Genomic DNA, 24,414 nt, shown 5'->3' with positions numbered 1-24,414 from the left:
TACACCTGGCCCACCGCGGTGAAGTCCGCCGGAATGGACGCGCAGACCAGCTCGTCGGCTTCCCGGGCCCGCATCCGGCCTGAGTTCGGACATTCTGCCTGGTACCCAGGCGTGAGTGTGAGTAGTTCGCGAGCGTAACGTGGTTGCGATTTTGCGCTCCGGATTTCGCCCTGGCGTTACGCTCGCGAGCAAGCAGGCTCGGCCAGCGCGCCGCGCCCGGGGTCGTGCGCGCCTTCACCACGTACGCCACCGGGTGAACCTACCCGCCTAGTACCCCAAACAGGCCACCCGAGCAAGCAAACCCGCAGGTCAAAAACCTAACGAAGCAGAATCTCGGAGACCGTGTCCGAAGTCAGGAGCTCCGGCGATGACGGCGCCGATTAGCGGTCCGGTCGCCAGCCCACTCAGCATTGCCGAGTGCAGGTGGGCGTAGCCAGCAGCGCCCGCACCTCGTCATCGCTGACCTGGTGAAAGTCGGCGTACACCTGGCCCACCGCGGTGAAGTCCGCCGGAATGGACGGGCATACCAGCTCGTCGGCTTCCCGGGCCAGCATCCGGCAGGCCGAGAGTGGTCCGACGGGTGCCGCGACCACTACCGCCCGCGGCCCGGCGGCACGCACCGCTCGCACCGCGGCCAGCATGCTGGCACCCGTCGCGATGCCGTCGTCGACCAGCACCACCGTCTTGCCGGACGGGCCGGCGAGTCGACGCCCGCTCCGGTATTTCTGTTCCCGCCGGTTGAGCTCCCGCGTTTCGGCATCGATGACGTCGCGCACCTGCGCGTCGGTGATTCCCAGATTCGACACCACGTCGTCGTTCATCACCAACCCGCCGCCGCTGGCCAACGCGCCCATCGCCAACTCTGGCTGATGCGGCACGCCCAGCTTGCGCACCAGAAACACATCGAGTTCGGTACGTAGCGCCGCGGCTACCTCCCAGCCGACCGGTACACCCCCGCGAGCGAGTCCGAGTACCAGCACGGGATTGTCGCGGTAGGGACCGAGCTCCTCGGCCAGTACGCGTCCGGCCTCTCGGCGGTCGCGGAAGGTTCGGGCCGGTGTCCGTCTCCCAAAGCCACGCGGTGGATTCATGGTGCTGCTCCCGGCCTCGGTAGGGGAATATCGAGGTGCCGCAGTTGACTCAACCCTGCCGCCCGGCGGTTGGGCAAGGGGCCAGTTGAGCGGGTGCGACTCGGCACCCGGCGGTTTGGGCTGCGCTGTGCAGCCGTAGGTCCCGCATGGCGACGAGGGGTATCGCCTGGATTCCACCTTTGCGGGTGTCGGCGAACCTTCTCACCTCCTGTCGAGGGGATGTGCGGCCGACGAGGCGACGAGCAGCTGCGTCGGCACAATCAGAGCCAACGAGCAGCGAGTGATGGCAGCGCCATTGTCGTCCGGTCTTCAGCGGACCGGAATCAAACGGTTGACGGCCACGCTGGGCTAGATGTCGCCCGTGAACTGGCGGCACCGCCAATACCGAAGGGCGGCTCTGCCTTTCGCGAAGGCGACGGACCGCACGTAACTTGGTGCGGTGCTGGCCCCCGAAGGGCAGGTCACAGTCGGCGCCACTGCCATTGATTCGCCGGGACGTCACGCCCAACGGTCGAGTTCAGTTTGAGTCTGGTTGTGCCAAGATCTCTCGCAACGTGGGTAGCACCCGCTGATCTTTGGGTCGATTGGCGGCCTGCTTGGACCTGATGACGTCGGCCAGCGACGCGATCTGGACGGTGACACCGTAGAGCTGTGCATCCGAGGCGTCGCGTCGAAGGTCTGCATAGCCCTTCGTGCCGGGGGGTTCGAAGCTCAGATCGAGATCACCGGCATCGGTGACGAGGTTCCAGGTACTTGCCGCGGCCAGCGATGCGGCGTCGTAGGCGAACGGTAGGCCGGCGGGCTCAGCCTCGGACCGTATCCGAGCGTCGAGTTCTCGCAGGGCGGAGGCGAGCCGGTCGAGATTGGCGTGATCTGTCTGCGGGGTGATGTCGGCGTCCTCGGTGGGAAACGGCGAGCCGTGGTACACGGCGGCGAGCCCGCCGATAAGCACGTAGACCACACCGTGGCGATGCAGTACGTGCAGCAGAAGTTCGAGGTCGAGTTCCATGGGCCGGTCAGTTCGCGGCGCGCAGCGCAGCCAGTTGACGCGCGAGCCGGGTGTGGCGGTCGAGGCGCTCCTGCCCGCTGAGGTGGGCCAGACGGCGGGCTTGGGCCGCATCGCTGTCATCGGCGGGCACCAGCATCATCTCCAAGTCGAAGCCGCACAACCGGACGAGGCGACGGACGTCGTCGAGGCTGATCGCGGTACGACCCGATTCCCAGCGTGCGACGACGGGCTGCGCGGTGCCCGCCCGTTCGGCCAGTTCGCGTTGAGTCAGCGCGGCGCGCTTGCGCGCTTCCCGAACGAGGTCACCGCCATAGCTACTCACCCAGGCGATAATAGCAGAGCTGCTATATCGTCGACGACTGACTGTTGGCCTCGATTTTTCATAGGAATCGATGTGGGCCCAGTCTGATGGTGAGTGGTGCTGCTGGGTGGTGTTTTCGTTCTGGTGGTGTGGTTGATCGGTCCCGTGTCGGCGGCCACCGAGCCGGCGGGGATGTTCGCCGCGACGGCGCGGGCGATCAGCGTCCTGGCCAGATGCACTGCGACTTGGGAGTTCTCAATCCGGCCCTCCGTGCCGAAATACTGGTGCTGCACCCCGACTGTCTTTGCGGCCAAGCTACGACTCGACGGGATGGTTCAACCGGGCCGTCGAGCGCGCCGAAGTGCAGACCATCACGGCGCACGACCTACGGCACACCTGTGCGAGTCTGGCTGTCAGTTCCGGCGCGAATGTCCTTGCGGTGTCGCGCATGTTGGGCCACAAGGACCCGAGTGTGACGCTGCGGATCTACGCTGATCTGCTCGACAGCGACCTCGACGCGGTGGCCGTAAATCTGGACGCGAAAATCACCGAGTGTGTCCAAACCGTGTCCAAAGCACCCGTTGACCGCCGCCGGAAGCGGCGCGTATCGGCCGTCTAGCTGCGGTGATGCAGTGTAGTGATGTTGTGTCCGAGGGGGGACTTGAACCCCCACGCCCATTAGTAGGGCACTAGCACCTCAAGCTAGCGCGTCTGCCATTCCGCCACTCGGACAAGACAAACCGCAAGAGTTGGCAGCTAAGGCTATCGGATCGGTTCCCGCCGGCCCAATCGGCCCGTTGCGATCGCGAGGGCGGCGTAGCCGGGCGTGGCGGGTCGCCACTGTTGGGGCCCGTTGCGATCGCGAGGGCGGCGTAGCCGGGCGTGGCGGGCGCCGGACACGTCGGCATTGCGAGATGGTAGGAAAGGTGATTGTGACCGGTGAGACGGGGGACAGGGCTTTTCTCGGCGGTCCTGACGGCCCCGGCGACCCGCGCGACGATGTGGCCGAGGCGGTCAGCAGGCTGATCCGGTTCGACACCACCAACACCGGCGAACCCGAAACCACCGTGGGCGAGGCGGCGTGCGCCCAGTGGATCGCCGAGCAGCTTCGCGAGGTCGGCTACCGGACCGAGTACGTCGAATCGGGGGCGCCCGGCCGGGGCAATGTGTTCGCCCGGCTGCCGGGAGCGGACCGGTCCCGCGGGGCCCTGATGATCCACGGGCACCTCGACGTGGTTCCGGCCGAACCGGCCGACTGGAGTGTGCATCCGTTCTCCGGCGCCATCGAGGACGGCTATGTGTGGGGCCGTGGTGCGGTCGACATGAAGGACATGGTGGGCATGATGCTGGTGCTGGCCCGCCACTTCCGGCGGGCCGGAATCGTGCCGCCGCGGGACTTGGTCTTCGCGTTCGTCGCCGACGAGGAAAGCGGTGGCGCCTACGGTGCGCAGTGGCTGGTGGACAACCGCCCCGACCTGTTCGAGGGCGTCACCGAAGCGATCGGCGAGGTCGGGGGGTTCTCCCTGACGGTGCCGCGCCACGACGGCGGTGAACGTCGTCTCTATCTGATCGAAACCGCCGAGAAGGGTATCCGGTGGATGCGGCTGACGGCCCGGGGGCTGGCCGGGCACGGGTCGATGGTCCATGACTACAACGCGGTCACCGCCGTCGCCGAAGCCGTCGCCCGACTGGGCCGCCATCGGTTCCCGCTGGTGTGTACCGACACGGTCGCGCAGTTCCTGGCCGCCGTCGGCGAAGAGACAGGTCTGACCATCGATCCCGATTCGCCGGATCTGGAGGGGATGATCGACAAGTTGGGTCCGGCGGCCCGCATGCTCAAGGCCGTGCTGCGCGACACCGCCAATCCGACCATGCTCAAGGCCGGGTACAAGGCGAACGTGATCCCGGCGACCGCCGAGGCCGTGGTGGACTGCCGGGTGCTGCCGGGCCGCCAAGCGGCATTCGAGGCCGAGATTGACGAGCTGCTAGGGCCGGACGTGACCCGGGAATGGATCACCAACGTCGATTCCTACGAGACCGCCTTCGACGGCGACCTGGTCGATGCGATGAACGCCGCCGTGCTGGCGGTCGACCCGGAAGGCCGCACGGTGCCATACATGCTCTCCGGGGGAACCGACGCGAAGGCGTTCGCACGCTTGGGGATTCGGTGCTTCGGGTTCAGCCCGCTGCGACTTCCGCCGGACCTGGATTTCTCGTCGCTGTTCCACGGCGTCGACGAACGGGTGCCCATCGACGCGCTGCGGTTCGGCACCGAGGTGCTGGCGCATTTCCTGACGCACTGCTGACGATCCGATGACACGGAAGGACCGACCCATGACCCGCCCGAACCCTTACGACGCGCTGCCGGTGCTGCCGTCGTTCACTCTCACCTCGACGGCGATCACCGACGGACAGCCCCTGGGTATGCCGCAGGTGAGCGGCATCATGGGCGCCGGTGGCCAGGACGTGAGCCCGCAGCTGAGCTGGTCGGGTTTTCCGGCGGAGACGCGCAGCTTCGCGGTCACCGTGTATGACCCCGACGCCCCGACCGCATCCGGGTTCTGGCACTGGGCGGTGGCCAACCTCCCGGCGAGCGTCACCGAGTTGCCTGCCGGTGCGGGCGACGGCAGCGCGCTTCCGGGTGGGGCGATCACCTTGGCCAATGACGCCGGGACACACCGCTACATCGGGTCTGCGCCGCCGCCCGGCCACGGTCCGCACCGCTACTACGTCGCCGTTCACGCGGTCGATGTCGAGGCACTGGACCTCGGCGAGGACGCCAGCCCGGCGTTCCTGGGGTTCAACCTTTTCATGCACGGCATCGCGCGTGCGGTGATCCACGGCACCTACGAGCGCACGTAGTCTCCCGGCGCCGCCGACCCGACCGCTTCGCTCAATGAGGCGAACCCTCCGGCGCGCAGCCGGCGAGCGAGTTCATCGTGAATGTCCTTGGCCCACAGTCCGCCTCGGTAAATGAAGCCGGTGTACCCCTGCAGCAACGAGGCGCCGGCGGTGATGCGCTCCCAGGCGTCGTCGGCGGTCTCGATGCCGCCCACGCTGATCAGCGCCACCCGGTCGCCGACCCGGCCGTAGAGCCGGCGCAACACCTCCAGCGAGCGGCGCGCCACCGGTGGCCCGGAGATGCCGCCCGCTCCCAACGCGTTAATCCCGGGCGTGCGCAGTCCATCGCGCCGCACCGTGGTGTTGGTCGCCACAATGCCGGCCAGGCCCAGTTCGACGGCCAGATCGGCGATGTCGTCGATCTCGGCGTCGGCCAGATCGGGCGCGATCTTCACCAGCACCGGAGTGTCGGTGGCCTCGGCCAGCACCGCGGACAGGATGGGGCGCAGGGACTCGACGGCCTGCAGATCACGCAGCCCCGGGGTGTTGGGCGAGCTGACGTTGACCACCAGGTATGACGCCAGCGGGGCCAGTAGTCGGGCGCTTGCCCGGTAATCCTCGACGGCCTGATCGGCGGGGGTGATCTTGGTCTTGCCGATGTTGACGCCGAGCGGCACGTCGGGGACGTGTTGGGCCAGTCTCGCCGCCAGCGCCCCGGCGCCGTGGTTGTTGAAGCCCATCCGGTTCAGCAGGGCGCGGTCGTCGGGCAGCCGGAACAAGCGAGGGGCTGGGTTGCCGGGCTGCGAGTGGGCGGTGACCGTACCGATCTCGGCGTAGCCGAAACCCATTGCGCCCCAAATGGAAAGTCCGGCGCCGTCCTTGTCGAATCCCGCTGCCAGTCCGAGGGGGCCCGGGAAGTGCACGCCGAATACAGTGCCGGCCAGCACCGGGTCGGCGGGCCCGAGCCGCCGCAGCAGCACTCGGCGTAGCGCAGCGACACCGGTGAGGCCGCGCAGGGTGGTGAAAACCGCGGTGTGGACGCGTTCGGCCGGCACCAAAAACAGCAGCTTGCGCAGTAGCCCGTAGATCCGGTGACGATCTGCGTCGCGAGCGGCCACGGTCACGCCTCGGGCAGGTTGGCGTAGCAGCTATCCGCATGGGTTTTCTTGCGCCGCAGCAGGACTCGCCGACTACCATCGGTGTAGAGCCGGACCCTGGTCAGCTCCCAGCCGCGGTACTCCGCCTCGATCGACAGCCGCGTCGAGGCGCTGAGGCGGGTCACGTCCGGCGGCAGGCGCAATGGCGCCCATTCGTACTCGTCGGACATACCGGCCTCCCACCCCGCGGGCAGCCGGCCCCACCGCGGTGCCGGCCCGCCGGTCACGGGGTGCCTGCCGCGTGCTCGATGACCTGGACCCCGGCACCGGATCCCGACACCACGTACAACGTGCCGGATACCTCGTCGTAGGCCAGCGAGTTCGGTTGCCGCACGGTTGGGTAACGCACCTTCTCCACGGGTATTCCGGTGCTCAGATCGTAGCCAACCACCGTGTTCGATTCGGTCTGGGACACCCACGCCAATTTCTGCGATGCCGCCAGGCCGTAGGGGGAGTGGCGCACCGGGAAGGCCTGTCGCAGGATCAGCGGGTCGACCCCGTAGACCAGCAGTTGGCCTCCGCGGGTGTCGGCGACCAGCACCCGGCCGTGCGGATCGGCAACCAGCGTCGTGGCACCCGTGCCCGCCCGCAGTGACTGCTGGGCGTTGCCGTCGGCGTCGAGCGTCGTTACCGACGTCTGCCCCCGGTCCAGGACGATCGTCGTATTTCCCTGTGCCGCAAGCGCATCTACGCGGGCAAAAATCTGGGTGCGGTTGGCGACGGAGTTGTCGGCGGTCAGCAGGTAGACCGCACCGTCGGCGCTGCCCAGGGCCAGTGAGCCGTCGGCGCGGCGGGTGATCGCGGTGAAGTCGACGTCCTGCGCGCCGGCGACGGTCGCCGCCGTGGCACGGCCGGCCCCGAGGTCGACCGTGATGTAGCCGCCGTGCGACGCCAGGTAGGCCGTCCCGGCTCCGTCGCCGGTCATCGCGGTCGCCGCGGTTGGAAGCGCGATGCCACCAGATGCGTCCCGGCCGCCGAACACCCGGAGGTCGGCCGACGCCCCCGGGTCAGTCCCGGGGGACAGGACCACCAATTGACCCGTGCCGCCGTCGAACAGGGCGGCCTGTGGATGCCCGCCCAATTCGAGTACCCTGCCGGCCGGGGTGGACGCGGGGGGCGAGACCGCCGGAGTGGCCGGTTCGATTGTCCGCGGAGTGGTTTTCAGCCGATCGGACGAACACGCCGTGAGGACGCCCGGGATGATAGCCGCGGCAACTAGCAAAGCCAGGAGGAGGGGAAGTCGCCGGTGCGATATCTCAACACATCGACGCAGCAACCGAGCTCTCCCTGAGTACCAGAACCGCAAACCAAAGTTCAGGGAACGCTATCGCATTCAACATCGCCTTCAATAACCCTGTGTCGGACCTGCTCGGCGATGTCCGGCAGGTAAAATCGCCCCGTGGCCACCAGGGTCGACCAGCAGGTCGCGAGCGATGAGTTCGAGATCGAAGACATGTGCGCCGGCATTTCCGCCAGCGGTTACGGCCACGTGGGAGATGGCCGCCTATTTTCCTTCCGTATCGAGCACCGTTCGCTGGTCGTCGAGATCTACCGGCCGAAGTTGTCCGGGCCGGTTCCGCACGATGAGGACGTGGTGGCGCGCGCGGTTCGCCAGGTTCACGATATCGACCTCAACGACGAACGAAGTATCACGGCCGCCGTGCGGGATTCGGTGGGCAACGCCGAACCCGTTTCGGGTTAGTCGCCCTCCGTCGTCGTGGCCGCGGTCGAACCGATGTCCTGGGGGCAGGTCGTCGTCCTGTCCCTGGTGCAGGGTGTGACCGAGTTTCTGCCGGTCTCGTCGTCGGGGCATCTGGCCGTCGTGTCGCGACTCTTGTTCGGCGGTGACGCGGGCGCATCGTTCACCGCGGTCAGCCAGCTCGGCACCGAGGCGGCCGTACTGGCGTATTTCGCCCGGGACATCGCGCGCATCGTGGGCGCCTGGTTCAGCGGCCTGCGGGTGAAGTCGCGGCGCAACGTGGATTATCGGCTCGGCTGGTATGTCATCGTCGGCACCATCCCGATCTGTGTGCTGGGCCTGCTGTTCAAGGATCAGATCCGCTCCGGAGTCCGCAACCTGTGGGTGGTGGCGGCGGCACTGGTGGTGTTCTCGGCGGTGATCGCGCTGGCGGAGTTTATGGGGCGCCGTACCCGAGGCGTCGAGCAGCTGGACATGCGCGACGCGGTCGTCGTCGGCCTCGCCCAGTGCCTGGCGCTGGTGCCCGGGGTTTCGCGGTCCGGCTCGACGATCAGCGCCGGGCTGTTCCTGGGCCTGGAACGCGAATTGGCGGCCCGGTTCGGATTTCTGCTCGCGATTCCGGCGGTTTTCGCCTCCGGGCTGTTCTCGCTGCCCGACGCGTTCCATCCGGTCGCCGAAGGCATGAGCGCCACCGGACCGCAGCTGCTGGCATCCACGGTGATCGCGTTCGTCGTCGGCCTGGCCGCGGTCGCCTGGTTCCTGCGATTCCTGCTGCGGCACAGCATGTATTGGTTCGTCGGCTACCGGGTCGTAGCCGGTGCGGCGGTCCTGGTGCTGTTGGCCACCGGAACGGTGGCAGCGACATGACCGTCCTGCTGCTGCGCCACGGCCGGTCGGTTTCCAATACCGCGGGGGTGCTGGCCGGCCGCTCGGAGGGCGTCGCGTTGGACGACAAGGGCTGCCGGCAGGCTGCCGGTCTGATCGATCGGATCGGTGAGCTGCCCATCCGGGCGGTGCTCTGCTCGCCGCTGCTGCGCTGCCGGCGCACCGTGGAACCGCTGGCCGCCGCCTTGGGCCTGCAACCTGTGATCGAAGACCGGCTGGCCGAAGTCGACTACGGAGAGTGGACCGGCCGCAAGATCAGCGAGTTGGTCGGCGAGCCGCTGTGGCGGGTGGTGCAGGCGCAGCCGAGTGCGGCGGTGTTCCCCGGCGGCGAGGGGCTGGCGCAGGTGGCGGCGCGTGCGGTGGCCGCCGTGCGGGAGCAGGACCGGCGGCTGGCGGCCGAATTCGGCGGCGAGAACGGCGCCGACGTGCTGTGGGTGGCCTGTACCCACGGTGATGTCATCAAGGCGGTGATCGCCGACGCCTACGGGATGCACCTGGATAGCTTCCAGCGTGTCAACGTCGACCCCGCGTCGCTGAGCGTCGTTCGCTATACGCGGCTGCGGCCTTTGGTGCTGCACGTCAATCACACCGGGGCGCAGCTGTCGGCAGGACTGGGGGCGGCGCCCTCCGGCGACGCGGTGGTCGGCGGCTCCACCGACTGAGCCGGCTGCACTGTATTTTGGAAGGGCCATGGCCCGCGCAATTCATGTCTTTCGCACGCCCGACCGCTTCGTTGCCGGGACGGTGGGGGATCCCGGCAATCGCACGTTCTATATCCAGGCGGTGCACGAATCCCGCGTTGTCTCAGTGGTGCTGGAGAAGCAGCAGGTGGCGGTGCTGGCAGAACGGATCGAGGCACTGCTGCTCGAGGTCAACCGGCGCTTCGGAACCCCGGTGCCGCCCGAACCCGATGAGATCGACGATCTGCGCCCGCTGATCATGCCGGTGGACACCGAATTCCGGGTGGGGACGATGGGGCTCGGCTGGGATTCCGAGGGGCAGACCGTGGTGGTCGAACTTCTTGCCGTCACCGATGTCGAATTCGATGCCTCGGTGGTTCTCGACGACACCGATGACGGCCCCGACGCGGTGCGGGTGTTCCTGACCCCGGAGTCGGCCCGACAGTTCGCTACCCGTTCCACCCGTGTCATATCGGCGGGTCGTCCGCCCTGCCCGTTGTGCGATGAGCCGTTGGACCCCGCGGGGCATTCCTGCCCTCGCACCAACGGCTACCACCGCGACGCATCCTTCGGGCCAATCGATGACGACAAGTCGTGACGAACCCGAGGTACTGCTCAACGGCGAGCTGAGGGTTCTCGGACGAATCCGTTCGGCCAGCAACGCCACGTTCCTGTGCGAGGCGGCGTTGGATTCGGCAATGGTTCATTGCGTGTACAAGCCGGTCACCGGAGAGCAGCCACTCTGGGATTTTCCCGACGGCACACTGGCCGGCCGTGAGCTGGCGGCCTATCTGGTGTCTGCGCGTCTTGGATGGAACATAGTGCCTCACACCATTATTCGCGATGGTCCCGCGGGGCCGGGAATGCTGCAACGGTGGATCCTGCAGCCTGGCGACGACGATGAGCCCGAACCGGGGCCGGATCTGGTCGACCTGTTTCCGGCCGGCAAGCTCCAACCGGGCTATCTGCCGGTGCTGCGCGCCTACGACCACGCCGGCGGCGAGGTCGTCCTGATGCATGCCGACGACGCCCGACTGCGTCGGATGGCGGTGTTCGACATCCTTATCAACAACGCCGACCGCAAGGGCGGACATATCCTCTACGGTCTCGACGGCAACGTCTACGGCGTCGATCACGGGGTGAGCCTGCACGTCGAGGACAAGCTCCGCACCGTGCTGTGGGGGTGGGCCGGCAAGCCGATCGACGACCAAACGCTGGCTGCGGTCGCCCGGCTGGCCGAAGCCCTGGATGGCGAACTGGCCGAGGAGCTCACAGGCCGGATCACCCGCGCCGAGATCGCAGCACTGGCCCGGCGGGTGCACGCGCTGCTCGACGATCCCGTCATGCCCGGACCCGACCGGCACCGCCCGATCCCGTGGCCTGCGTTCTAAAGACCCGGCCGGCTCGGCGATACTGGTTCGGTGAGCCGCCCCGGACCAGAGTTGACCGATGCGGCGCTGGCAGCCGACCTGGCCGCGGACGCGGGCAGGCTGCTGCTGGCGGTGCGCGAGGAAGTCGGTTTCGACTATCCGTGGGAGCTGGGCGATGCCGGAGACCGCCGGGCGAACTCGCTGATCCTGCGGCGCCTGGCCGCTGAACGGCCCGGCGATGCGGTACTCAGCGAGGAGGCCGACGACGACTTGGCCCGGCTGAGATCCGACCGGGTGTGGATCATCGACCCGCTCGACGGCACCCGCGAATTCTGTACGCCCGGGCGTACCGACTGGGCGGTGCACATTGCCCTGTGGCAGCGCGGTACCGGTGGCCTGCCCGACGGCGGACACCGGATCACCCACGCCGCGGTGTCGCTGCCGGCGCGGGGAAACATCGTGTACCGCAGCGACACCGTCACCGGCGACGCCGCGCCCGTCGGCGTGCCCGATGTCATCCGGGTAGCCGCGAGCGCCACCCGGCCCCCGGCCATCCTTCACCGGATGCGCCAGATCATGGACATCGAACTGGTGCGGATCGGTTCGGCGGGGGCCAAGGCCATGGCCGTGGTCGACGGAGTCGCCGACGCCTACATCCACGCCGGGGGACAGTGGGAGTGGGATTCGGCCGCACCCGCCGGAGTGGTGCTGGCCGCCGGGATGCATGCATCGCGGATCGACGGATCGCCGCTGCTGTACAACCAGCTCGACCCCTACCTGCCCGACCTGCTGATGTGCCGCGCCGAGCTTGCCCCGCTGCTACTGGAGGCGATCCGGCGCGCGTGGGGGTGAGCTGGCGGCATCGAGAGTGAAACCTGGGCGTCGACTGTGAAGCCACGGCTTTCACTGTGAATCGTTGGCGTTGAGAGTGAGCCTACGGCGGGATTTTCGCCGATATTCCGCCCTGCGTTCACAGTGAAAGCCGTGGCTTCACAGTCAACGACCTGTGTTCACAGTGAAAGCCGTGGCTTCACAGTCAACGCCCTGGTTTCACAGCCGACGGTGGCCCGCGGTGACTTCACCCCTCCGGTGCCACCAGAGCCGGCTCGTGGTCGTCGAGGGTGCAGCCGCGCCGTGCTACCTCTACTTGACCCACTTCTTCACCGCATCCTGCAGCGCGGCCGCGACACTCATGCCCGCTGCGTCGGCGGCCTTCTCGAAGCGCTTCAGCAGGTCCGTCGGGATCGACGCACTGAGCTTGGAGTTCTCCGGCTTCGGCTTCGGGGGCGGGGCGGCCGCGACGTGCTTGGCGGCGGTGGCCTCCATGGTTTCGCGCAGCGCCGGGATGTCCTTGAGCAAGCGGTTGAGACTGTCGCGCTCGATGCGCAGCACCTCGGCTGGGCCGATCGTGGTGACAGTCGCCGTCCGCAGCGCATCGCGGCGCAACGCGGACTCGCCGATCACCTCGCCAGGGCCGACCACGGCGACGCGATCCTCGCCCACATAGACGCCGGCCTCACCGCTAAGCAGGATGAAACACGCATCCGAGGGCGTCTGCTCCTGAATGAGCGGCCACGGATCCGCCTGTACCGAGTGATGGGCTGTTCTTGCGAGCAGCTCCAGCTCGCTGTCCGAGAAATCCCCGAACGCGGGAAATTCACGAAGCCGGCGAGCAATCGCACCGTCTTCGTTCTGCTGGTTCCCATCCACCTTCATGCGACTCCTGACGTGCGAAGTGTCTTTGACAGACAGTAGCCTACGGCCAAATCCCGGAAGGATGGCAATAGCATTTTCGGGGGAGCGGGGGCCGGGGGGCTCAGTCCGGCGGCGGTGTCATCGAACCGATGAAGTAGGTTTCGTCCCCGGTCGGATAGCCGCCGCCGGTGGTGGCGATATGGACGTGGTCGTAGTGATTGGCGGTTTCGTTGCCCAGATCGGCCGTCCAGCTTCCCGATCTGATGCCCAGATAGATCTTCTGGCGCCAGATCACGTGATCGATGCCCCAGCGCTTGGTATTGGCCAGCGCGAACCCGGCGATCTGGTCTCCCAGCGCGATGCCCTCGGGGCTGTCATGGTCGGGGATCATCACGTCGATGGCCAGTCCATCGGGGTGCCATCTCAGCGGATCCTCCCGGTACCCGTAGATCGTGGTGACCTCGGGAAACAGCACTTCGATGGCGCGCGCCGCCCAGATGGTCTTGACCTGGAGCCCGTCCTCCGGCGCAATACCGGCGGACAACGCAACCTGGAAATCCTGGGCGGCGACGGGCGCGTTGCCCGCCAGCATCGCCACTTCGTGAGGACTGGCAGTCTGCATCGGGTTCCGCGGTGCGGGCATGTTCCCCGGAGCCGCAGCGGGCGTGGGGTCGGGCCCGCAGCAAGGCGTCTTCGGCTCGGTGTCCTGGGCGTAGATCATGGCCGCGGCCACCACCAGACAGGCCAGGATCGCCGACAGGCGGGCCCAGCCCCTGCCCCGACTCCTGCCCGACGCGGTCCTGGTCACGTTTGCACCCTAGTGTGTCCGGCGGGACCGCCGTGACAGATGGTTGCCATGTCGCGCATACCGGTTTCGGATCGGCCGCCGCGCCGCCGGTTCACGGCGGTCACGTCCGGCCCGGAAGATGCATCACCGTGCGAACGATCGGCATCAGCGCTTTCTGCCACAGGGTCGACGGGATTCCGAATGGCGGATCGAGATTCAACACCCTGGCGGTCGCGATCGTCTGCGCCTCGGTGTACTTCAGCAACCCTTCGGGTCCGTGCCGCCGGCCTACCCCCGAGATGCCCATCCCGCCCATCGGTGCACTGAGACTGCCCCAGGCAAACGCGTACCCCTCGTCGACGTTCACCGTCCCGCAACGGAGCCGGGCGGCGATCCGCTGGCCCTCGGCGGTGGAGCGCGCCCAGACGCTGGCGTTGAGTCCGTAGGGAGTGTTGTTCGCCCTCTCCACGGCTTCGTCGATGCCGGCAACCGGGTAGATCGAGACCAGCGGGCCGAATGTTTCGTTGTCCGCGCACTCCATCTCGGGTGTGACACCGGCCAGCACGGTCGGCTCGTAGAAAAGCGGGCCGATATCCGGGCGGGCCTTTCCGCCGGCAATCACCGTGGCGCCCTTGGCGGTTGCGTCGTCCACGTGACCCGACACCGTCTTCAGCTGCTCCTCGGAGATCAGGCTTCCCATGTCGGCGGTGAAATCGTAGGCGGTGCCCAGCTTCATCGACCGCACTGCTCGGCCGAACTTCTCGGTGAATTCGGCGGCGATGTCCTTCTCGACGTAGATCCGTTCGATGGAGATGCACAGCTGCCCCGCATTGGAGAAGCACGCCCTGGTCGCGGCTTTGGCCACCCTGTTCAGGTTCGCGCCACACGCCACGATCATCGCGTTCTTACCGCCGAGTTCGGCGGAGAATCCGATCAGCCGGCGGCCCGCCTGCTCGGCGAGGAGGCTGCCGGTCAGCGACGAACCGGTGAACATCAGGAAATCGCACTGCTCGGCTATCGCGGCGCCTACCACCGACCCCTGGCCGGGAACGACGGCGTAGAGCGCCTCGGGTAGACCGGCCCGGTACAACAATTCCGCGCAAGCCAGCGCGCAGTACGGGGTCTGACTGTCGGGCTTGACCACCACGGCATTGCCGGCCAGCAGGGCGGGCACGGAGTCCGATGCCGTCAGCGTCATCGGGTAGTTCCACGGCGATATCACCCCGACCACGCCCTTGGGCTGGTGGGCGACAGTGGTCTTGCCGATCGTCGGCAGCAGCGCCTGCACCCGGCGGGGTTTGAGTAATCCGGCAGCGACCCGCGCGTAGTAGTTGGCGTTGGCCATCAGGTCGACGATCTCTTCCTGCGCCGCCCACCGGGCCTTGCCGGCCTCTGCCTGGACCAGATCCATCAGCGATTCGCGGTTCTCGATCACCAGGTCGCGATAGCGGCCGATGACCTCGATTCGTTCGGCGACCGGGCGTTTCGCCCAGGCGGCCTGAGCTGCCCGCGCGGCGTCGAATGCCGCACCAACATCGTCGGCGGTGCCGACCGGGATGGTGGCCAGCGCCCTTCCGGTGAAGACCTCGTCGACCGTTCGATTCTGCCGGTCGGTGACGTCCTCGATGGCGGCGAGCTTGCGCAGCCGGTCGAAGACCTCGGCAGATGGTGCAGGCATATCGTGACCTCTCGGGGAAGCGCCGCGTCTGGGCAGCCATTGTATCGGCGGGGGGCCGGCAGAACCTGACGGCGGCGTCACGGTCCGGCCGGGCCGACGCGGGTCAGCTCGCCGAGATGCGCCGTGCGATTTCGCCGTACCGTTCGAAACGTTCGGGTGAGCCCAGGGCGCCGAGGGCGTTGTAGAACACCAGGCGCGTCGCGACACCGCGGTACTTGGTCAGCAGCGCATCGGCCAATCCGTCCCAGGTCGACTCGGTGGTGAACGTCGCGATGTGCTCGTCGGTGATTTGCGCGGCCATCCCGGCGAAGTCACCGGCCTTCTGCTTCTCCCGCAGCCGGGCCTGCGTTCCCTCGAACCCGGCCTCGTCCAGGATGAAGGAGTAGGTCGGGGTGCTCGCGTAGAAGCTGAGGCTGGACCGCGCGATCTCACGTTCGGTACTGCGCTCCTGCTCACTGTCGCCGACGATGGTCAGCACCGGAACGATCACCTCGACGTCGGCGGGGGAGCGGCCCGCTTCGGCGGCCCCCGCGGCGATGCCCGGCCCCACATGCCGCGCGAGATAGCCGGGTTCCCCGAGCGGATGCACATGAACGCCGTCGGCGACCTCACCCGCCATCCGCAGCATCCAGGGGTTGACGGCGGCCACATCGACCTTGGGATCGGGGGCGTCGATGGGCCCCGCGCTCCACTGCGGGGTGATGAAGTCGAGGTTGTAGAAATCGCCGTGGTAGTCCAGCTTCGCGGTGCGAAACGCGCTGAAACACGCCCTGACGGCGCGGACGTAATCGCGCAGGCGCGGGCCGGGCCGGTCGAACATCGAGCCGTACCGGCGGACCGCGTGCGTTCGCACCTGGGTGCCCAGGCCGAGACGGAAGTTGCCGCCGGTCGCCTCCTGCAGTTCCCAGGCCGTCGCGGCGGTGACGAACGGGCTGCGCGGAAACGCGACGGCAACACCGGTGGACAGTTCCAGACCGGGTGCGGCCTGGGCGGCGACGGCGGCGCCGAGGTAGGCGGTGCGCCCGGTCTCGGTGACCAGCAGTCCGTCGAACCCGGCAGCCCGGGTGCGTCGAGCCACCTCGCCGATCTGCGCCAGCGGTTGCGGAATGGTCATGACGTCGACCTGCACCCGGCCACCGTACATCCGGTGGCCGGCCATCCGACGAGGCATCCGGCGACACGCCCGGCGACACGTCCGGCGAGCGCGCAGGTCACAGCCTGTCCTGCAGGTTTTGCGATAGCCCGTTAAGGTCGAAGAGGTGTGTGGAGCCACCGGGGAGGTGCGACTCGACGGCCGGGTACCCGATGTGAGTGCGGTTGCGGCAATGGCCGCGGCGATGGCGCCGCGCGGTCCGGACGGCGCCGGTGTCTGGTCGCAGGGTCGGGTGGCCCTGGGACATCGCCGCCTGAAGATCATCGATCTCACCGAGGCCGGCGCCCAGCCGATGGTCGACGCCGGCCTGGGCCTGGCCATCGCCTGGAACGGCTGCATCTACAACTACCGGGAGCTGCGCCGCGAACTGCAGGGCCACGGCTACCGGTTCTTCTCCCACAGCGACACCGAGGTCCTGCTCAAGGCGTATCACCGCTGGGGCGACGACTTCGTCGGGCACCTGCAGGGCATGTTCGCCTTCGCGATCGCCGAGCGGGACAGCGGCCGGATCCTGCTGGGCCGCGACCGGCTCGGCATCAAACCCCTGTATGTGACCGAGGATGCGCACCGGATCCGATTCGCCTCGACCCTGCCGGCCCTGCTGGCCGGTGGCGGGGTGGACACCCGCATCGATCCGGTGGCCCTGCACCACTACATGACGTTCCATTCCGTGGTGCCCGCGCCGTTGACGATCCTGCGCGGGGTGCGCAAAGTGCCGCCCGCAACGCTGATCGCCATCGAACCCGATGGCAGGCGCACCGCCACCACCTACTGGACACCCGATTTCACCAGGCGGGACGAGCGTTCCCGCTGGTCGGAAGCCGACTGGGAGGACGCGGTGCTGGCTGCGCTGCGCACCGCGGTCGAGCGCCGGCTGGTGGCCGACGTCCCGGTCGGCTGCCTGTTGTCCGGCGGTGTGGATTCCAGTCTGATCGTCGGGCTGCTCGCCGAGGCCGGCCAGCACGGACTTTCCACGTTCTCCATCGGCTTCGAATCGGTGGGCGGTGTGCAGGGCGACGAGTTCCGGTACTCCGACGTCATCGCCGAACGCTTCGAGACCGACCATCACCAGATTCGCATCGGCACGGAACGCATGCTGCCCGCGCTCGACCGCGCGATCGGCGCCATGAGCGAGCCGATGGTCTCCCACGACTGTGTGGCGTTCTACCTGCTCAGCCAGGAAGTGTCCCGGCACGTCACAGTGGTTCAGTCGGGCCAGGGGGCCGACGAGGTGTTCGCCGGGTATCACTGGTATCCGCCGATGGGTGGCCCGGACGCCGCCGGCCTTGCGGGTTCGGTCGCGGCGTACCGCGCCGCGTTCTTCGACCGCGACACCGTCGGCCTGCAGGCCCTGCTGGCGCCGGAGTGCATCGGCGCCGACGATCCCAGCAGTCGATTCGTCACCGGGCACTTTGCACAGGCGAACGCCGCAACCGGGATCGACCGCGCGTTGCGGCTCGACACGACGGTGATGCTGGTCGACGACCCGGTCAAGCGCGTGGACAACATGACCATGGCTTGGGGGCTGGAGGGCCGGGTGCCCTTCCTCGACCACGAATTGGTCGAGTTGGCGGCCACCTGCCCGCCGGAGCTGAAAATCGCCCACGGCGGCAAAGGCGTCCTCAAACAGGCCGCCCGCCGGGTGATCCCCGCGGACGTCATCGACCGCCCCAAAGGGTATTTCCCGGTACCGGCCCTGACCCATCTGGAGGGGCCCTACCTGGACATGGTGGGTGACGCGCTCTACGCCACAGCCGCCAAGGAGCGCGGACTGTTCCGCCCCGACGCAGTGGACACGCTAATGGCCGACCCGAACCGCAGGCTCACCCCGCTGCGCGGCAACGAGCTCTGGCAGCTCGGCCTGCTCGAACTGTGGTTGCAGAAACACGGTGTGGCGGGGGCGGCGGCATGACGGTCATCGACCCGTCGGAGGACCACCCGGAAGCGATCACGCTGGCACTCCACGATGCCTCGCCGCCGGAGCTGGCACACGCGATGTCCGACGACGTCGAGCTGGAAATGGGCTGGGGCAAACTCATCTTCGGCCAGACCTTCGCCGATGCCGACGATTTGGCCGAGGCTTTGCGCAGGGAGGCGCCCGGCCGTCGCGACATCTGCATCTACGCCCGCGAATCCCACGTGGTGGTCGCCAAGGCCCCGACGGAGCTCTTCCTCGACCCCAGCCACACCTATCGGTTGCGGTTCGCCGGCGCCGGCGACGAGCAGAACTGCGCGCCGCCGCCCTACATCACCATCCGCACCCTGACCGACGCCTCCGACGCCGACGCGATGAATCGGGTGTATGTGCGCTGCGGGATGGTGCCGGCACCGGTCGAAACCATCTGGCACAACCATCTGGACGTCGAGGCGGTGACGTATCTGATCGCCGAGCGCACCGAAGACGGCGCGGTGGTGGGCACCGTCACCGGTGTCGACCACGAGGTGCTCTTCGCCGATCCCGAACACGGGTCCAGCCTGTGGAGTCTGGCGGTGGATCCAGCGGCCGCGCTATCCGGGTTGGGCGAGGCCCTCACCCGCGCGCTCGCCGAACACTTCCGCGGCCGGGGCCGAGCCTACCTGGATCTGTCGGTCGCCCACGACAACGCCGCGGCCACCGCCCTCTACGAGAAACTCGGATTCCAGCGGGTGCCGGTGCTGACGATCAAGCGGAAGAACGCGATCAACGAGCCCCTGTTCACCTCACCGCCGGAGACCGTCGACGACCTCAACCCCTATGCACGGATCATTGCCGACGAAGCGCTGCGGCGCGGCATCCAGGTGGAGGTCCTCGACGCCGAGACCGGCGAGATGCGCCTCACCCACGGTGGCCGCAGTGTCATCACCCGAGAGTCGCTGTCGGAGTTCACCTCTGCGATCGCGATGTGCCGGTGCGACGACAAGCGTCTGACGCGCCGGCTGGTGTCCGAGGCGGGTGTGGCCGTACCCCGGGCCCGGCTGGCCACGTTCGACGATGCCGACCATGCATTCCTGGCTGAAGTGGGCGAGGTCGTCGTCAAGCCGACGCGCGGCGAGCAGGGCAAGGGGATCACCGTCGGCATCGGGGCCGACCACCGTCGAAGCCGGCTGGCCGCCGCACTGGCCCGGGCGCGGGCACAGCACCCCGAGGTGCTCATCGAACAGCGGGTGCGCGGCCAGGACCTGCGGTTGGTGGTGATCGACGGCCGTGTCGTCGCCGCCGCACTCCGGCTGCCCCCCGAGATCATCGGCACCGGCGACCACAGCATCCGGGACCTGATCGCCGCGGAGAGCCGGCGGCGGTCGGCGTCCACCGGCGGAGAATCCCGGATCCCGCTCGACGACGTCACCGAATCGACCGTCGCCGAATCCGGGTGGGGGCTGGACGACGTGCTGGCCGAAGGCACCCGGCTGCGCGTTCGCCACACCGCCAACCTGCACCAGGGCGGGACGATCCACGACGTCACCGCCCAGGTCAACCCGGAGTTGAGCCGGGTGGCGGTGTGCGCGGCCGAGGCGATCGGTATCCCGGTGACCGGCATCGACCTGCTGGTGCCGGACATTGCCGGCGCCGAGTACGCCTTCATCGAAGCCAACGAGCGGCCCGGCCTGGCCAATCACGAGCCGCAGCCCACCGCGGCGGCCTTCGTCGACTACCTGTTCCCCGGGCGGCCGGGCCAGCCGACGGCCTGGACTCCCGAGGCGTCGCCGGCCCCGCTGGAGAATTAGCGCGCCCGGAGGCTCTCCTGTGCCTGCTGGCCGAAGTGGAACCGGCGTCCGCTGACGATTTCCGGCTTCACGCGCACATACGTCGGCTTGGCGCTGTCGGTCCAGGGCAGCACGTGAGCGCGCTCGGCTTCGGCGATCTGCTCCTCACCGCGGACCGAGCGTGCGGTTCCCCTGACGATGACGCTCCACCCCTCGGCCACGTTGTGGTCGTCGACTTCGAACAGCACCTGGCTGCTCATTGCGGTACTCGCCAGTTTGGTGCCGGCCGCGGTGCGGAAGAGAATGGTCTTGCGCTGTACCGCGTAGTTGACCGGGAATATCTCCGGGCGCCCGCCGACGGCGGTGACCAGGCGCCCCAGCGTGATACCCGCCATCAGCTCCCAGCATTCACTGGCAGCCAGGATGACACCGGGCTTCTCATCTTCTCGATAAGACATACCCGCAGACTACCGGGCCGGCCGCACGGCCCGCTGTGGCCGAACGTCCCCTACCCGGCGTGATCGCGGCCCGGCAGTTGCAGTAGCCACTAGCCTTATCTTCGACCCGGTGAGTTGAACGGAAGGCGGGTGAGACTCGGCGATGGCTGACACGTCCGGGGTTTCGCGGGAGGGAACCCAGTTCGGGCCGTATCTGTTGCGCCGCCTGGTGGGTCAAGGTGGTATGGGCGATGTCTACGAGGCCGAGGACACCGTGCGCGAACGCACGGTCGCACTGAAGCTGATGTCGCCGACGCTGTCGGCGGACCCGGTCTTCCGCCGGCGGATGCAGCGTGAGGCCCGCACGGCGGGGCGCCTGCAGGAACCGCACGTGGTGCCGATCCACAACTATGGCGAGATCGACGGGCAGCTCTACGTCGAGATGCGGCTGATCGACGGCGTAGACCTGGCGGCGATGTTGAAACGCTACGGGCCGCTCACCCCGCCCCGGGCGGTGGCGGTGATCCGCCAGATCGGTTCAGCCCTCGACGCCGCACACGCCGCGGGAGTCACCCATCGCGATGTCAAGCCGGAAAACATCCTGGTCACTGCCGACGACTTCGCGTACCTGGTCGATTTCGGGATCGCCAGCGCCACCTCGGACGAAAAGCTCACCCAGATGGGCAACGCCGTGGGCACGTTCCACTACATGGCCCCGGAACGGTTCGGCCAGGGGCAGGCAACATACCGAGCCGACATCTACGCGTTGGCCTGCGTGCTCTACGAGTGCCTGGTCGGCGACCCGCCGTACCGGGGGGACCAGGTCAGCGTGATGGGCGCACACGTCAGCCGGGGTGTCCCGCGGCCGAGTATCGCCAGGCCGGGCATTCCGGCTGCCTTCGACCAGGTGATCGCCAGGGGTATGGCCAAGAATCCGGTCGACCGCTATCCGACCTGCGGGGATATGTCGGCGGCGGCCTACGCCGCGCTGGCCACCCCCGACCGGGACCGTGCCAGCGGCATCCTGGACCGCGGTCGGGTCACCCGGCCGCCGCCGGGGTATACCCCTGTACCCGCGGCTCCACCGGCGGCGCCGGGCGCACAGGCACCCTGGACCGGCCCTCACGGCTGGGGCCGGCCACCGGCCGCCAACACCGCGATGCCACCGTGGGCCGGGCCGCCCGCGCGCCCGGCCGGGCTGCTGCGCCAGCCCTGGCTATGGGCCGGGGTCGTGGTCGCCCTGGTGGCGGCTGTCGTGGGCGGGCTGATCTTCGGCTTCACCCACCCGGGCCGGCCGGGGAAGCCGGCGGAGGCCGCCGATGCGGTCAAGCTCAATGTCCTGGACGACGGCGTGTATGTCGGCAGCCCGGCGGCGACAGCCACCATCGACCTCTTCAACGAACCGATCTGCCCACCGTGCGGCGCTTTCATCAGGTCCTACTCCGGCGACATCGACAGCGCCGTGCGGAACACGAAGCTCGCGGTCCGCTACCACCTGCTCAATTTCCTCGACGATCGGTCGCACAGCAAGGACTATTCGACCCGCGCGGTGGGGGCGTCCTATTGCGTTGCGGCCCAAAACGATCCGACCGTATACGCCAACTTCTACGCGGCCCTGTTCGGCAGCGCCTTCCAGCCACAGGAGGCCGCGCCGTCGGATCGCACCAACGCCGAATTGGCGCACCTGGCCGAAGGTATCGGCGCGAGCACCAGCGCCGTCGACTGCATCAAGGCCGGACCCGACCTCGGTGTCGCCCGCACCAAGGCCGCCAACGCCCACACGACCTTGGCGGGGTTCAACTACGTCGGTACCCCGTTCGTATGGGATGGCAGCGCCGGGGTGGACCTGCACAACCCGAGTTGGCTGACGACGCTGATCGGCTGACGGCCGGCTATTGCAATCCCAGTTGCAGCCGCTGCACAAGGCTGAACATGCCGGCGCTCGCACTGCCGGTGTTGAAGAACCCGGACAGGTAGGCGCTGAACGTATTAGAAGGCGAGGGGTCGAGCGCGGTGAAACTCTGGGGAACACCGGTATTGAACCAGCCGGACCCGCCTCCGTTCCGGAAAGTTCCGCCCTGAAAATTGTTGTAGAAGCCCGAGACGGGTTCGTCGCTGGGCTCACCGACGATGTTGCCGAAGCCCGAGGTGTACATGGGGCCGACGTTGCCGTAACCCGACGTCTCCAGCGGCCCGTCGATGGCGAATCCTGACCCGGTGTTCAGGTCACCGGAGTTGAAGTTCCCGGTGTTTCCGTTCCCGGAATTCCCATCGAACGTGTTGCTGGTGCCGCCGTTGAAGTTTCCGGTGTTCCACTGTCCGGCATTCCCCATGCCGGTGTTGAGCAGGCCCGCGTTCCCCCAGCCGGTATTGGCCGTGCCGCCGTTTCCGGTGCCGAAGTTCCCGAAGCCGCTGTTGCCGAAGCCGATGTTGCCGTAGTTGCTGTTGCCGATCCCGACGGTCTGTAGTGTGCCAAGGTCGGCGGGATCGATATTCTGGCCGGAGTTGAAGAAGCCGAGGTTGCCGTCGCCGGAGTTGAAGAAGCCGACGTTGCCGGTGCCGGAGTTGAACAGCCCGAGGTTGCCGGTGCCGGTGTTGCCGTCGAAGTGGAACTGCCCGGTGGCCTGATCGTAGTAGGCGCCGCCAAAACCGATCAGATTCTCCCCGGACAACCCGAAGCCGACGTTGTTGGTGCCGGTGTTGCCGAAGCCGAGGTTGTTGGTGCCGGTGTTGCCGATGCCCCGATTGAGGTCGCCGGTGTTGCCCAGGCCGACATTGTTGTGGCCGTCCGAGGCGAGCAAGGGCTCGCCCATGGTGCTGGGACCGCTGTTGCCGAAGCCGATATTCCCGGAGCCGTGATTGCCGGAGCCGATGTTCCAGGCGCCGATGTTGCCGTTGCCGAAGTTCTGGATACCGATGTTGCCGCCACCGGTGTTGCCACTGCCGAGGTTACCAAAGCCGTTGTTGCCGGCACCGGTTCCGGCGGGGCCTCCGTCCCCTACCAGAACGTCGGCGTCGGTGGTGTTGCCGGCACCGATATTGCCGCCACCGGTATTCCCTGCCCCGTAGTCGGGAGCCGCCGAAGCAGCCGCGCCCGCAGGCGCCCCACCACCGAACAGCCCCCCGATCACTGGCAGCCCCTGCAACACCTGCTGCCAGGAAGACAGTTGCGCGGCCGCGGCCTCAGCGCCACCGTGATAGCCGACCATCGCCGCGACATCGGCGGCCCAGAACTCCTCGTAAATGCCCTCGGCCGCGGCGATCAGGGGCCCGTTGAGACCCAGGAAGTTCGAGCGCACCAGGTGCGCGAATGCGTTGCGGTTCGCGGCGATCGCGTCGGGGTGCACCATGGCGGCCTTGGCCGTTTCGAAGGCGCCGGTCACCGTATTGGCCTGACTCGACGCCCCTAGGGCGCGCGTGGACGCGGCCTCCAGGAACGCTGCGTAGGGGGCTGCGGCGTTGGCCATGGCGGTGGCCGCCGTGCCCTGCCAGGCCTGACCGGTCAACCCGGACGTCACCGACGAGAACGAACCGGCCGCGCTACCGAGTTCCTGGGCCAACCTGTTCCAGGCGGCAGCGGCGGCCAACATCGGCCCCGAACCGGCACCCAGCAGCATCCGCAACGAATTGATCTCCGGTGGTAAACCCGCAAAACTCATAACGACTCCTCGGGAACAAACGGCGATTAGCGCCATACTAGCCTCGATTTTTCGCCGGAGGTGTTCGCGGTGGAGCTTTGCGGCAAGATGCGCTGTGAGGTGGTGTCTGCGGTCTCGGGCCGTGTTGGGGTGGTCCCGTGTCGCCGGGTGGTGCGGGCTTTGCCAGGCCAGTGGGTCTTTCGTGATCGATGGGTCAGGCGGGCTGTGTGTCAGTCGAAGGCGGTGCGGATGTTTTGCCAGGCGGTGGCGATCTGGGTGGCCCAGCGCCAGGTGGCGTCGATGCGTAGC

General features: G+C 67.9%; 24 protein-coding genes and 1 tRNA gene. 12 read left to right on the top strand and 13 right to left on the bottom strand.

Features of this window, described 5'->3' with window-relative positions; all coding sequences use genetic code 11:
• Positions 1–404: 404 nt before the first annotated feature.
• The 3 genes from ACK5M9_RS05900 to ACK5M9_RS05890 all read right to left on the bottom strand — a co-directional run bounded on the left by ACK5M9_RS05900 (position 405) and on the right by ACK5M9_RS05890 (position 2,422).
• Positions 405–1,091: a phosphoribosyltransferase gene (locus tag ACK5M9_RS05900; RefSeq protein WP_416892245.1), complete on the bottom strand. Its 687-nt coding sequence runs from the start codon at positions 1,089–1,091 to the stop codon at positions 405–407.
• Between the two features lie 517 nt (positions 1,092–1,608).
• Entirely contained in the window at positions 1,609–2,100 is a 492-nt protein-coding gene (locus ACK5M9_RS05895) for a hypothetical protein (RefSeq protein WP_416892244.1), read from the bottom strand.
• A 7-nt stretch (positions 2,101–2,107) separates the two neighbouring features.
• Positions 2,108–2,422 carry a helix-turn-helix domain-containing protein gene (locus tag ACK5M9_RS05890; protein WP_416892243.1) on the bottom strand — a complete coding sequence of 105 codons (315 nt, stop codon included), beginning with the start codon at positions 2,420–2,422 and terminating at the stop codon, positions 2,108–2,110.
• Positions 2,423–2,705: 283 nt separating this feature from the next.
• Here ACK5M9_RS05890 and ACK5M9_RS05885 point away from each other — a divergent pair, with 283 nt between their 5' ends.
• Positions 2,706–3,020 carry a tyrosine-type recombinase/integrase gene (locus ACK5M9_RS05885; RefSeq protein WP_416892242.1) on the top strand — a complete coding sequence of 105 codons (315 nt, stop codon included), beginning with the start codon at positions 2,706–2,708 and terminating at the stop codon, positions 3,018–3,020.
• Between the two features lie 27 nt (positions 3,021–3,047).
• Here the strand turns inward: ACK5M9_RS05885 and ACK5M9_RS05880 are convergent.
• Positions 3,048–3,133, bottom strand: a tRNA-Leu gene (locus ACK5M9_RS05880).
• Between the two features lie 200 nt (positions 3,134–3,333).
• Between ACK5M9_RS05880 and ACK5M9_RS05875 the strand changes: the two genes are divergently transcribed.
• A complete protein-coding gene (locus ACK5M9_RS05875; RefSeq protein ID WP_416892241.1) occupies positions 3,334–4,707 on the top strand; it encodes a M20/M25/M40 family metallo-hydrolase in 1,374 nt (457 codons plus the stop codon).
• 28 nt (positions 4,708–4,735) lie between these two features.
• Entirely contained in the window at positions 4,736–5,263 is a 528-nt protein-coding gene (locus ACK5M9_RS05870; protein WP_416892240.1) for a YbhB/YbcL family Raf kinase inhibitor-like protein, read from the top strand.
• Here ACK5M9_RS05870 and ACK5M9_RS05865 read toward each other — a convergent pair.
• Genes ACK5M9_RS05865 through ACK5M9_RS05855 form a run of 3 tightly spaced genes read right to left on the bottom strand, consistent with a single transcriptional unit; the run spans position 5,248 to position 7,603 of the window.
• The gene (locus tag ACK5M9_RS05865; protein WP_416892250.1) at positions 5,248–6,330 is read right to left on the bottom strand and encodes a quinone-dependent dihydroorotate dehydrogenase; all 1,083 of its coding nucleotides are present in this window, start codon (positions 6,328–6,330) and stop codon (positions 5,248–5,250) included. The genes ACK5M9_RS05870 and ACK5M9_RS05865 overlap by 16 nt on opposite strands.
• A gap of 32 nt (positions 6,331–6,362) precedes the next feature.
• Positions 6,363–6,569 (bottom strand): DUF5703 family protein, encoded by a 207-nt coding sequence (locus ACK5M9_RS05860; protein ID WP_416892239.1) that lies wholly within the window; start codon positions 6,567–6,569, stop codon positions 6,363–6,365.
• A gap of 53 nt (positions 6,570–6,622) precedes the next feature.
• Complete coding sequence (locus ACK5M9_RS05855; RefSeq protein ID WP_416892249.1) at positions 6,623–7,603, bottom strand: YncE family protein; 981 nt, start codon at positions 7,601–7,603, stop codon at positions 6,623–6,625.
• A gap of 249 nt (positions 7,604–7,852) precedes the next feature.
• On the opposite strand from ACK5M9_RS05855, the gene ACK5M9_RS05850 reads away from it, so the two are divergent.
• From ACK5M9_RS05850 to ACK5M9_RS05825, 6 genes are read left to right on the top strand one after another with little or no spacing between them, the layout of a single operon-like run.
• A complete protein-coding gene (locus ACK5M9_RS05850; RefSeq protein WP_416892248.1) occupies positions 7,853–8,101 on the top strand; it encodes a hypothetical protein in 249 nt (82 codons plus the stop codon).
• 33 nt (positions 8,102–8,134) lie between these two features.
• Positions 8,135–8,965, top strand: coding sequence for an undecaprenyl-diphosphate phosphatase (locus ACK5M9_RS05845; protein WP_416892247.1), 831 nt, complete (start codon positions 8,135–8,137; stop codon positions 8,963–8,965).
• Positions 8,962–9,645, top strand: a complete 684-nt coding sequence (locus tag ACK5M9_RS05840) for a histidine phosphatase family protein (protein ID WP_416892238.1) — start codon at positions 8,962–8,964, stop codon at positions 9,643–9,645. The genes ACK5M9_RS05845 and ACK5M9_RS05840 overlap by 4 nt, the downstream gene beginning before the upstream one ends.
• Positions 9,646–9,673: 28 nt before the next feature.
• A complete protein-coding gene (locus tag ACK5M9_RS05835; RefSeq protein ID WP_416892237.1) occupies positions 9,674–10,261 on the top strand; it encodes a DUF3090 domain-containing protein in 588 nt (195 codons plus the stop codon).
• Positions 10,245–11,054, top strand: a complete 810-nt coding sequence (locus ACK5M9_RS05830; RefSeq protein WP_416892236.1) for an SCO1664 family protein — start codon at positions 10,245–10,247, stop codon at positions 11,052–11,054. The genes ACK5M9_RS05835 and ACK5M9_RS05830 overlap by 17 nt, the downstream gene beginning before the upstream one ends.
• Before the next feature lie 30 nt (positions 11,055–11,084).
• Positions 11,085–11,885, top strand: a complete 801-nt coding sequence (locus ACK5M9_RS05825; RefSeq protein WP_416892235.1) for a 3'(2'),5'-bisphosphate nucleotidase CysQ — start codon at positions 11,085–11,087, stop codon at positions 11,883–11,885.
• 291 nt (positions 11,886–12,176) lie between these two features.
• Here the strand turns inward: ACK5M9_RS05825 and ACK5M9_RS05820 are convergent, their stop codons facing one another.
• The 4 genes from ACK5M9_RS05820 to ACK5M9_RS05805 all read right to left on the bottom strand — a co-directional run bounded on the left by ACK5M9_RS05820 (position 12,177) and on the right by ACK5M9_RS05805 (position 16,322).
• Positions 12,177–12,749 carry a cyclic nucleotide-binding domain-containing protein gene (locus ACK5M9_RS05820; RefSeq protein WP_416892234.1) on the bottom strand — a complete coding sequence of 191 codons (573 nt, stop codon included), beginning with the start codon at positions 12,747–12,749 and terminating at the stop codon, positions 12,177–12,179.
• A 100-nt stretch (positions 12,750–12,849) separates the two neighbouring features.
• A complete protein-coding gene (locus ACK5M9_RS05815) occupies positions 12,850–13,536 on the bottom strand; it encodes a glycoside hydrolase (RefSeq protein WP_416892233.1) in 687 nt (228 codons plus the stop codon).
• A 100-nt stretch (positions 13,537–13,636) separates the two neighbouring features.
• Positions 13,637–15,193 carry a succinic semialdehyde dehydrogenase gene (locus tag ACK5M9_RS05810; protein ID WP_416892232.1) on the bottom strand — a complete coding sequence of 519 codons (1,557 nt, stop codon included), beginning with the start codon at positions 15,191–15,193 and terminating at the stop codon, positions 13,637–13,639.
• A 103-nt stretch (positions 15,194–15,296) separates the two neighbouring features.
• Positions 15,297–16,322, bottom strand: coding sequence for a TIGR03617 family F420-dependent LLM class oxidoreductase (locus tag ACK5M9_RS05805; RefSeq protein WP_416892246.1), 1,026 nt, complete (start codon positions 16,320–16,322; stop codon positions 15,297–15,299).
• A gap of 130 nt (positions 16,323–16,452) precedes the next feature.
• Between ACK5M9_RS05805 and ACK5M9_RS05800 the strand changes: the two genes are divergently transcribed.
• Both ACK5M9_RS05800 and ngg read left to right on the top strand, forming a co-directional pair.
• Complete coding sequence (locus ACK5M9_RS05800) at positions 16,453–18,258, top strand: N-acetylglutaminylglutamine amidotransferase (protein ID WP_416892231.1); 1,806 nt, start codon at positions 16,453–16,455, stop codon at positions 18,256–18,258.
• Positions 18,255–20,051, top strand: coding sequence for an N-acetylglutaminylglutamine synthetase (gene ngg, locus ACK5M9_RS05795; RefSeq protein ID WP_416892230.1), 1,797 nt, complete (start codon positions 18,255–18,257; stop codon positions 20,049–20,051). Before ACK5M9_RS05800 ends, ngg begins: the two co-directional genes overlap by 4 nt.
• Here the strand turns inward: ngg and ACK5M9_RS05790 are convergent.
• Positions 20,048–20,488 (bottom strand): pyridoxamine 5'-phosphate oxidase family protein, encoded by a 441-nt coding sequence (locus ACK5M9_RS05790; protein ID WP_416892229.1) that lies wholly within the window; start codon positions 20,486–20,488, stop codon positions 20,048–20,050. The two genes, ngg and ACK5M9_RS05790, sit on opposite strands and share 4 nt — an antisense overlap.
• Before the next feature lie 142 nt (positions 20,489–20,630).
• On the opposite strand from ACK5M9_RS05790, the gene ACK5M9_RS05785 reads away from it, so the two are divergent.
• Positions 20,631–22,352, top strand: coding sequence for a serine/threonine protein kinase PknE (locus tag ACK5M9_RS05785; RefSeq protein ID WP_416892228.1), 1,722 nt, complete (start codon positions 20,631–20,633; stop codon positions 22,350–22,352).
• A gap of 7 nt (positions 22,353–22,359) precedes the next feature.
• Here the strand turns inward: ACK5M9_RS05785 and ACK5M9_RS05780 are convergent, their stop codons facing one another.
• Entirely contained in the window at positions 22,360–24,126 is a 1,767-nt protein-coding gene (locus ACK5M9_RS05780) for a PPE domain-containing protein (protein WP_416892227.1), read from the bottom strand.
• Between the last annotated feature and the right edge of the window lie 288 nt (positions 24,127–24,414).

The organism is Mycobacterium sp., assembly GCF_047975165.1.
GTDB lineage: Bacteria > Actinomycetota > Actinomycetes > Mycobacteriales > Mycobacteriaceae > Mycobacterium.
Note: the sequence above shows the minus strand (reverse complement) of the source record. Positions and strands in the feature narration are given on the sequence as shown.

Excerpts from the sequence above, each read along its gene's own strand:
- ACK5M9_RS05900 (WP_416892245.1), bottom strand. The coding sequence starts at position 1,091 with ATGAATCCACCGCGTGGCTTTGGGAGACGGACACCGGCCCGAACCTTC.
- ACK5M9_RS05895 (WP_416892244.1), bottom strand. The coding sequence starts at position 2,100 with ATGGAACTCGACCTCGAACTTCTGCTGCACGTACTGCATCGCCACGGT.
- ACK5M9_RS05870 (WP_416892240.1), top strand. The coding sequence starts at position 4,736 with ATGACCCGCCCGAACCCTTACGACGCGCTGCCGGTGCTGCCGTCGTTC.
- ACK5M9_RS05860 (WP_416892239.1), bottom strand. The coding sequence starts at position 6,569 with ATGTCCGACGAGTACGAATGGGCGCCATTGCGCCTGCCGCCGGACGTG.
- ACK5M9_RS05850 (WP_416892248.1), top strand. The coding sequence starts at position 7,853 with ATGTGCGCCGGCATTTCCGCCAGCGGTTACGGCCACGTGGGAGATGGC.
- ACK5M9_RS05845 (WP_416892247.1), top strand. The coding sequence starts at position 8,135 with ATGTCCTGGGGGCAGGTCGTCGTCCTGTCCCTGGTGCAGGGTGTGACC.
- ACK5M9_RS05840 (WP_416892238.1), top strand. The coding sequence starts at position 8,962 with ATGACCGTCCTGCTGCTGCGCCACGGCCGGTCGGTTTCCAATACCGCG.
- ACK5M9_RS05835 (WP_416892237.1), top strand. The coding sequence starts at position 9,674 with ATGGCCCGCGCAATTCATGTCTTTCGCACGCCCGACCGCTTCGTTGCC.
- ACK5M9_RS05830 (WP_416892236.1), top strand. The coding sequence starts at position 10,245 with ATGACGACAAGTCGTGACGAACCCGAGGTACTGCTCAACGGCGAGCTG.
- ACK5M9_RS05820 (WP_416892234.1), bottom strand. The coding sequence starts at position 12,749 with ATGAAGGTGGATGGGAACCAGCAGAACGAAGACGGTGCGATTGCTCGC.
- ACK5M9_RS05810 (WP_416892232.1), bottom strand. The coding sequence starts at position 15,193 with ATGCCTGCACCATCTGCCGAGGTCTTCGACCGGCTGCGCAAGCTCGCC.
- ngg (WP_416892230.1), top strand. The coding sequence starts at position 18,255 with ATGACGGTCATCGACCCGTCGGAGGACCACCCGGAAGCGATCACGCTG.
- ACK5M9_RS05790 (WP_416892229.1), bottom strand. The coding sequence starts at position 20,488 with ATGTCTTATCGAGAAGATGAGAAGCCCGGTGTCATCCTGGCTGCCAGT.
- ACK5M9_RS05785 (WP_416892228.1), top strand. The coding sequence starts at position 20,631 with ATGGCTGACACGTCCGGGGTTTCGCGGGAGGGAACCCAGTTCGGGCCG.
- ACK5M9_RS05780 (WP_416892227.1), bottom strand. The coding sequence starts at position 24,126 with ATGAGTTTTGCGGGTTTACCACCGGAGATCAATTCGTTGCGGATGCTG.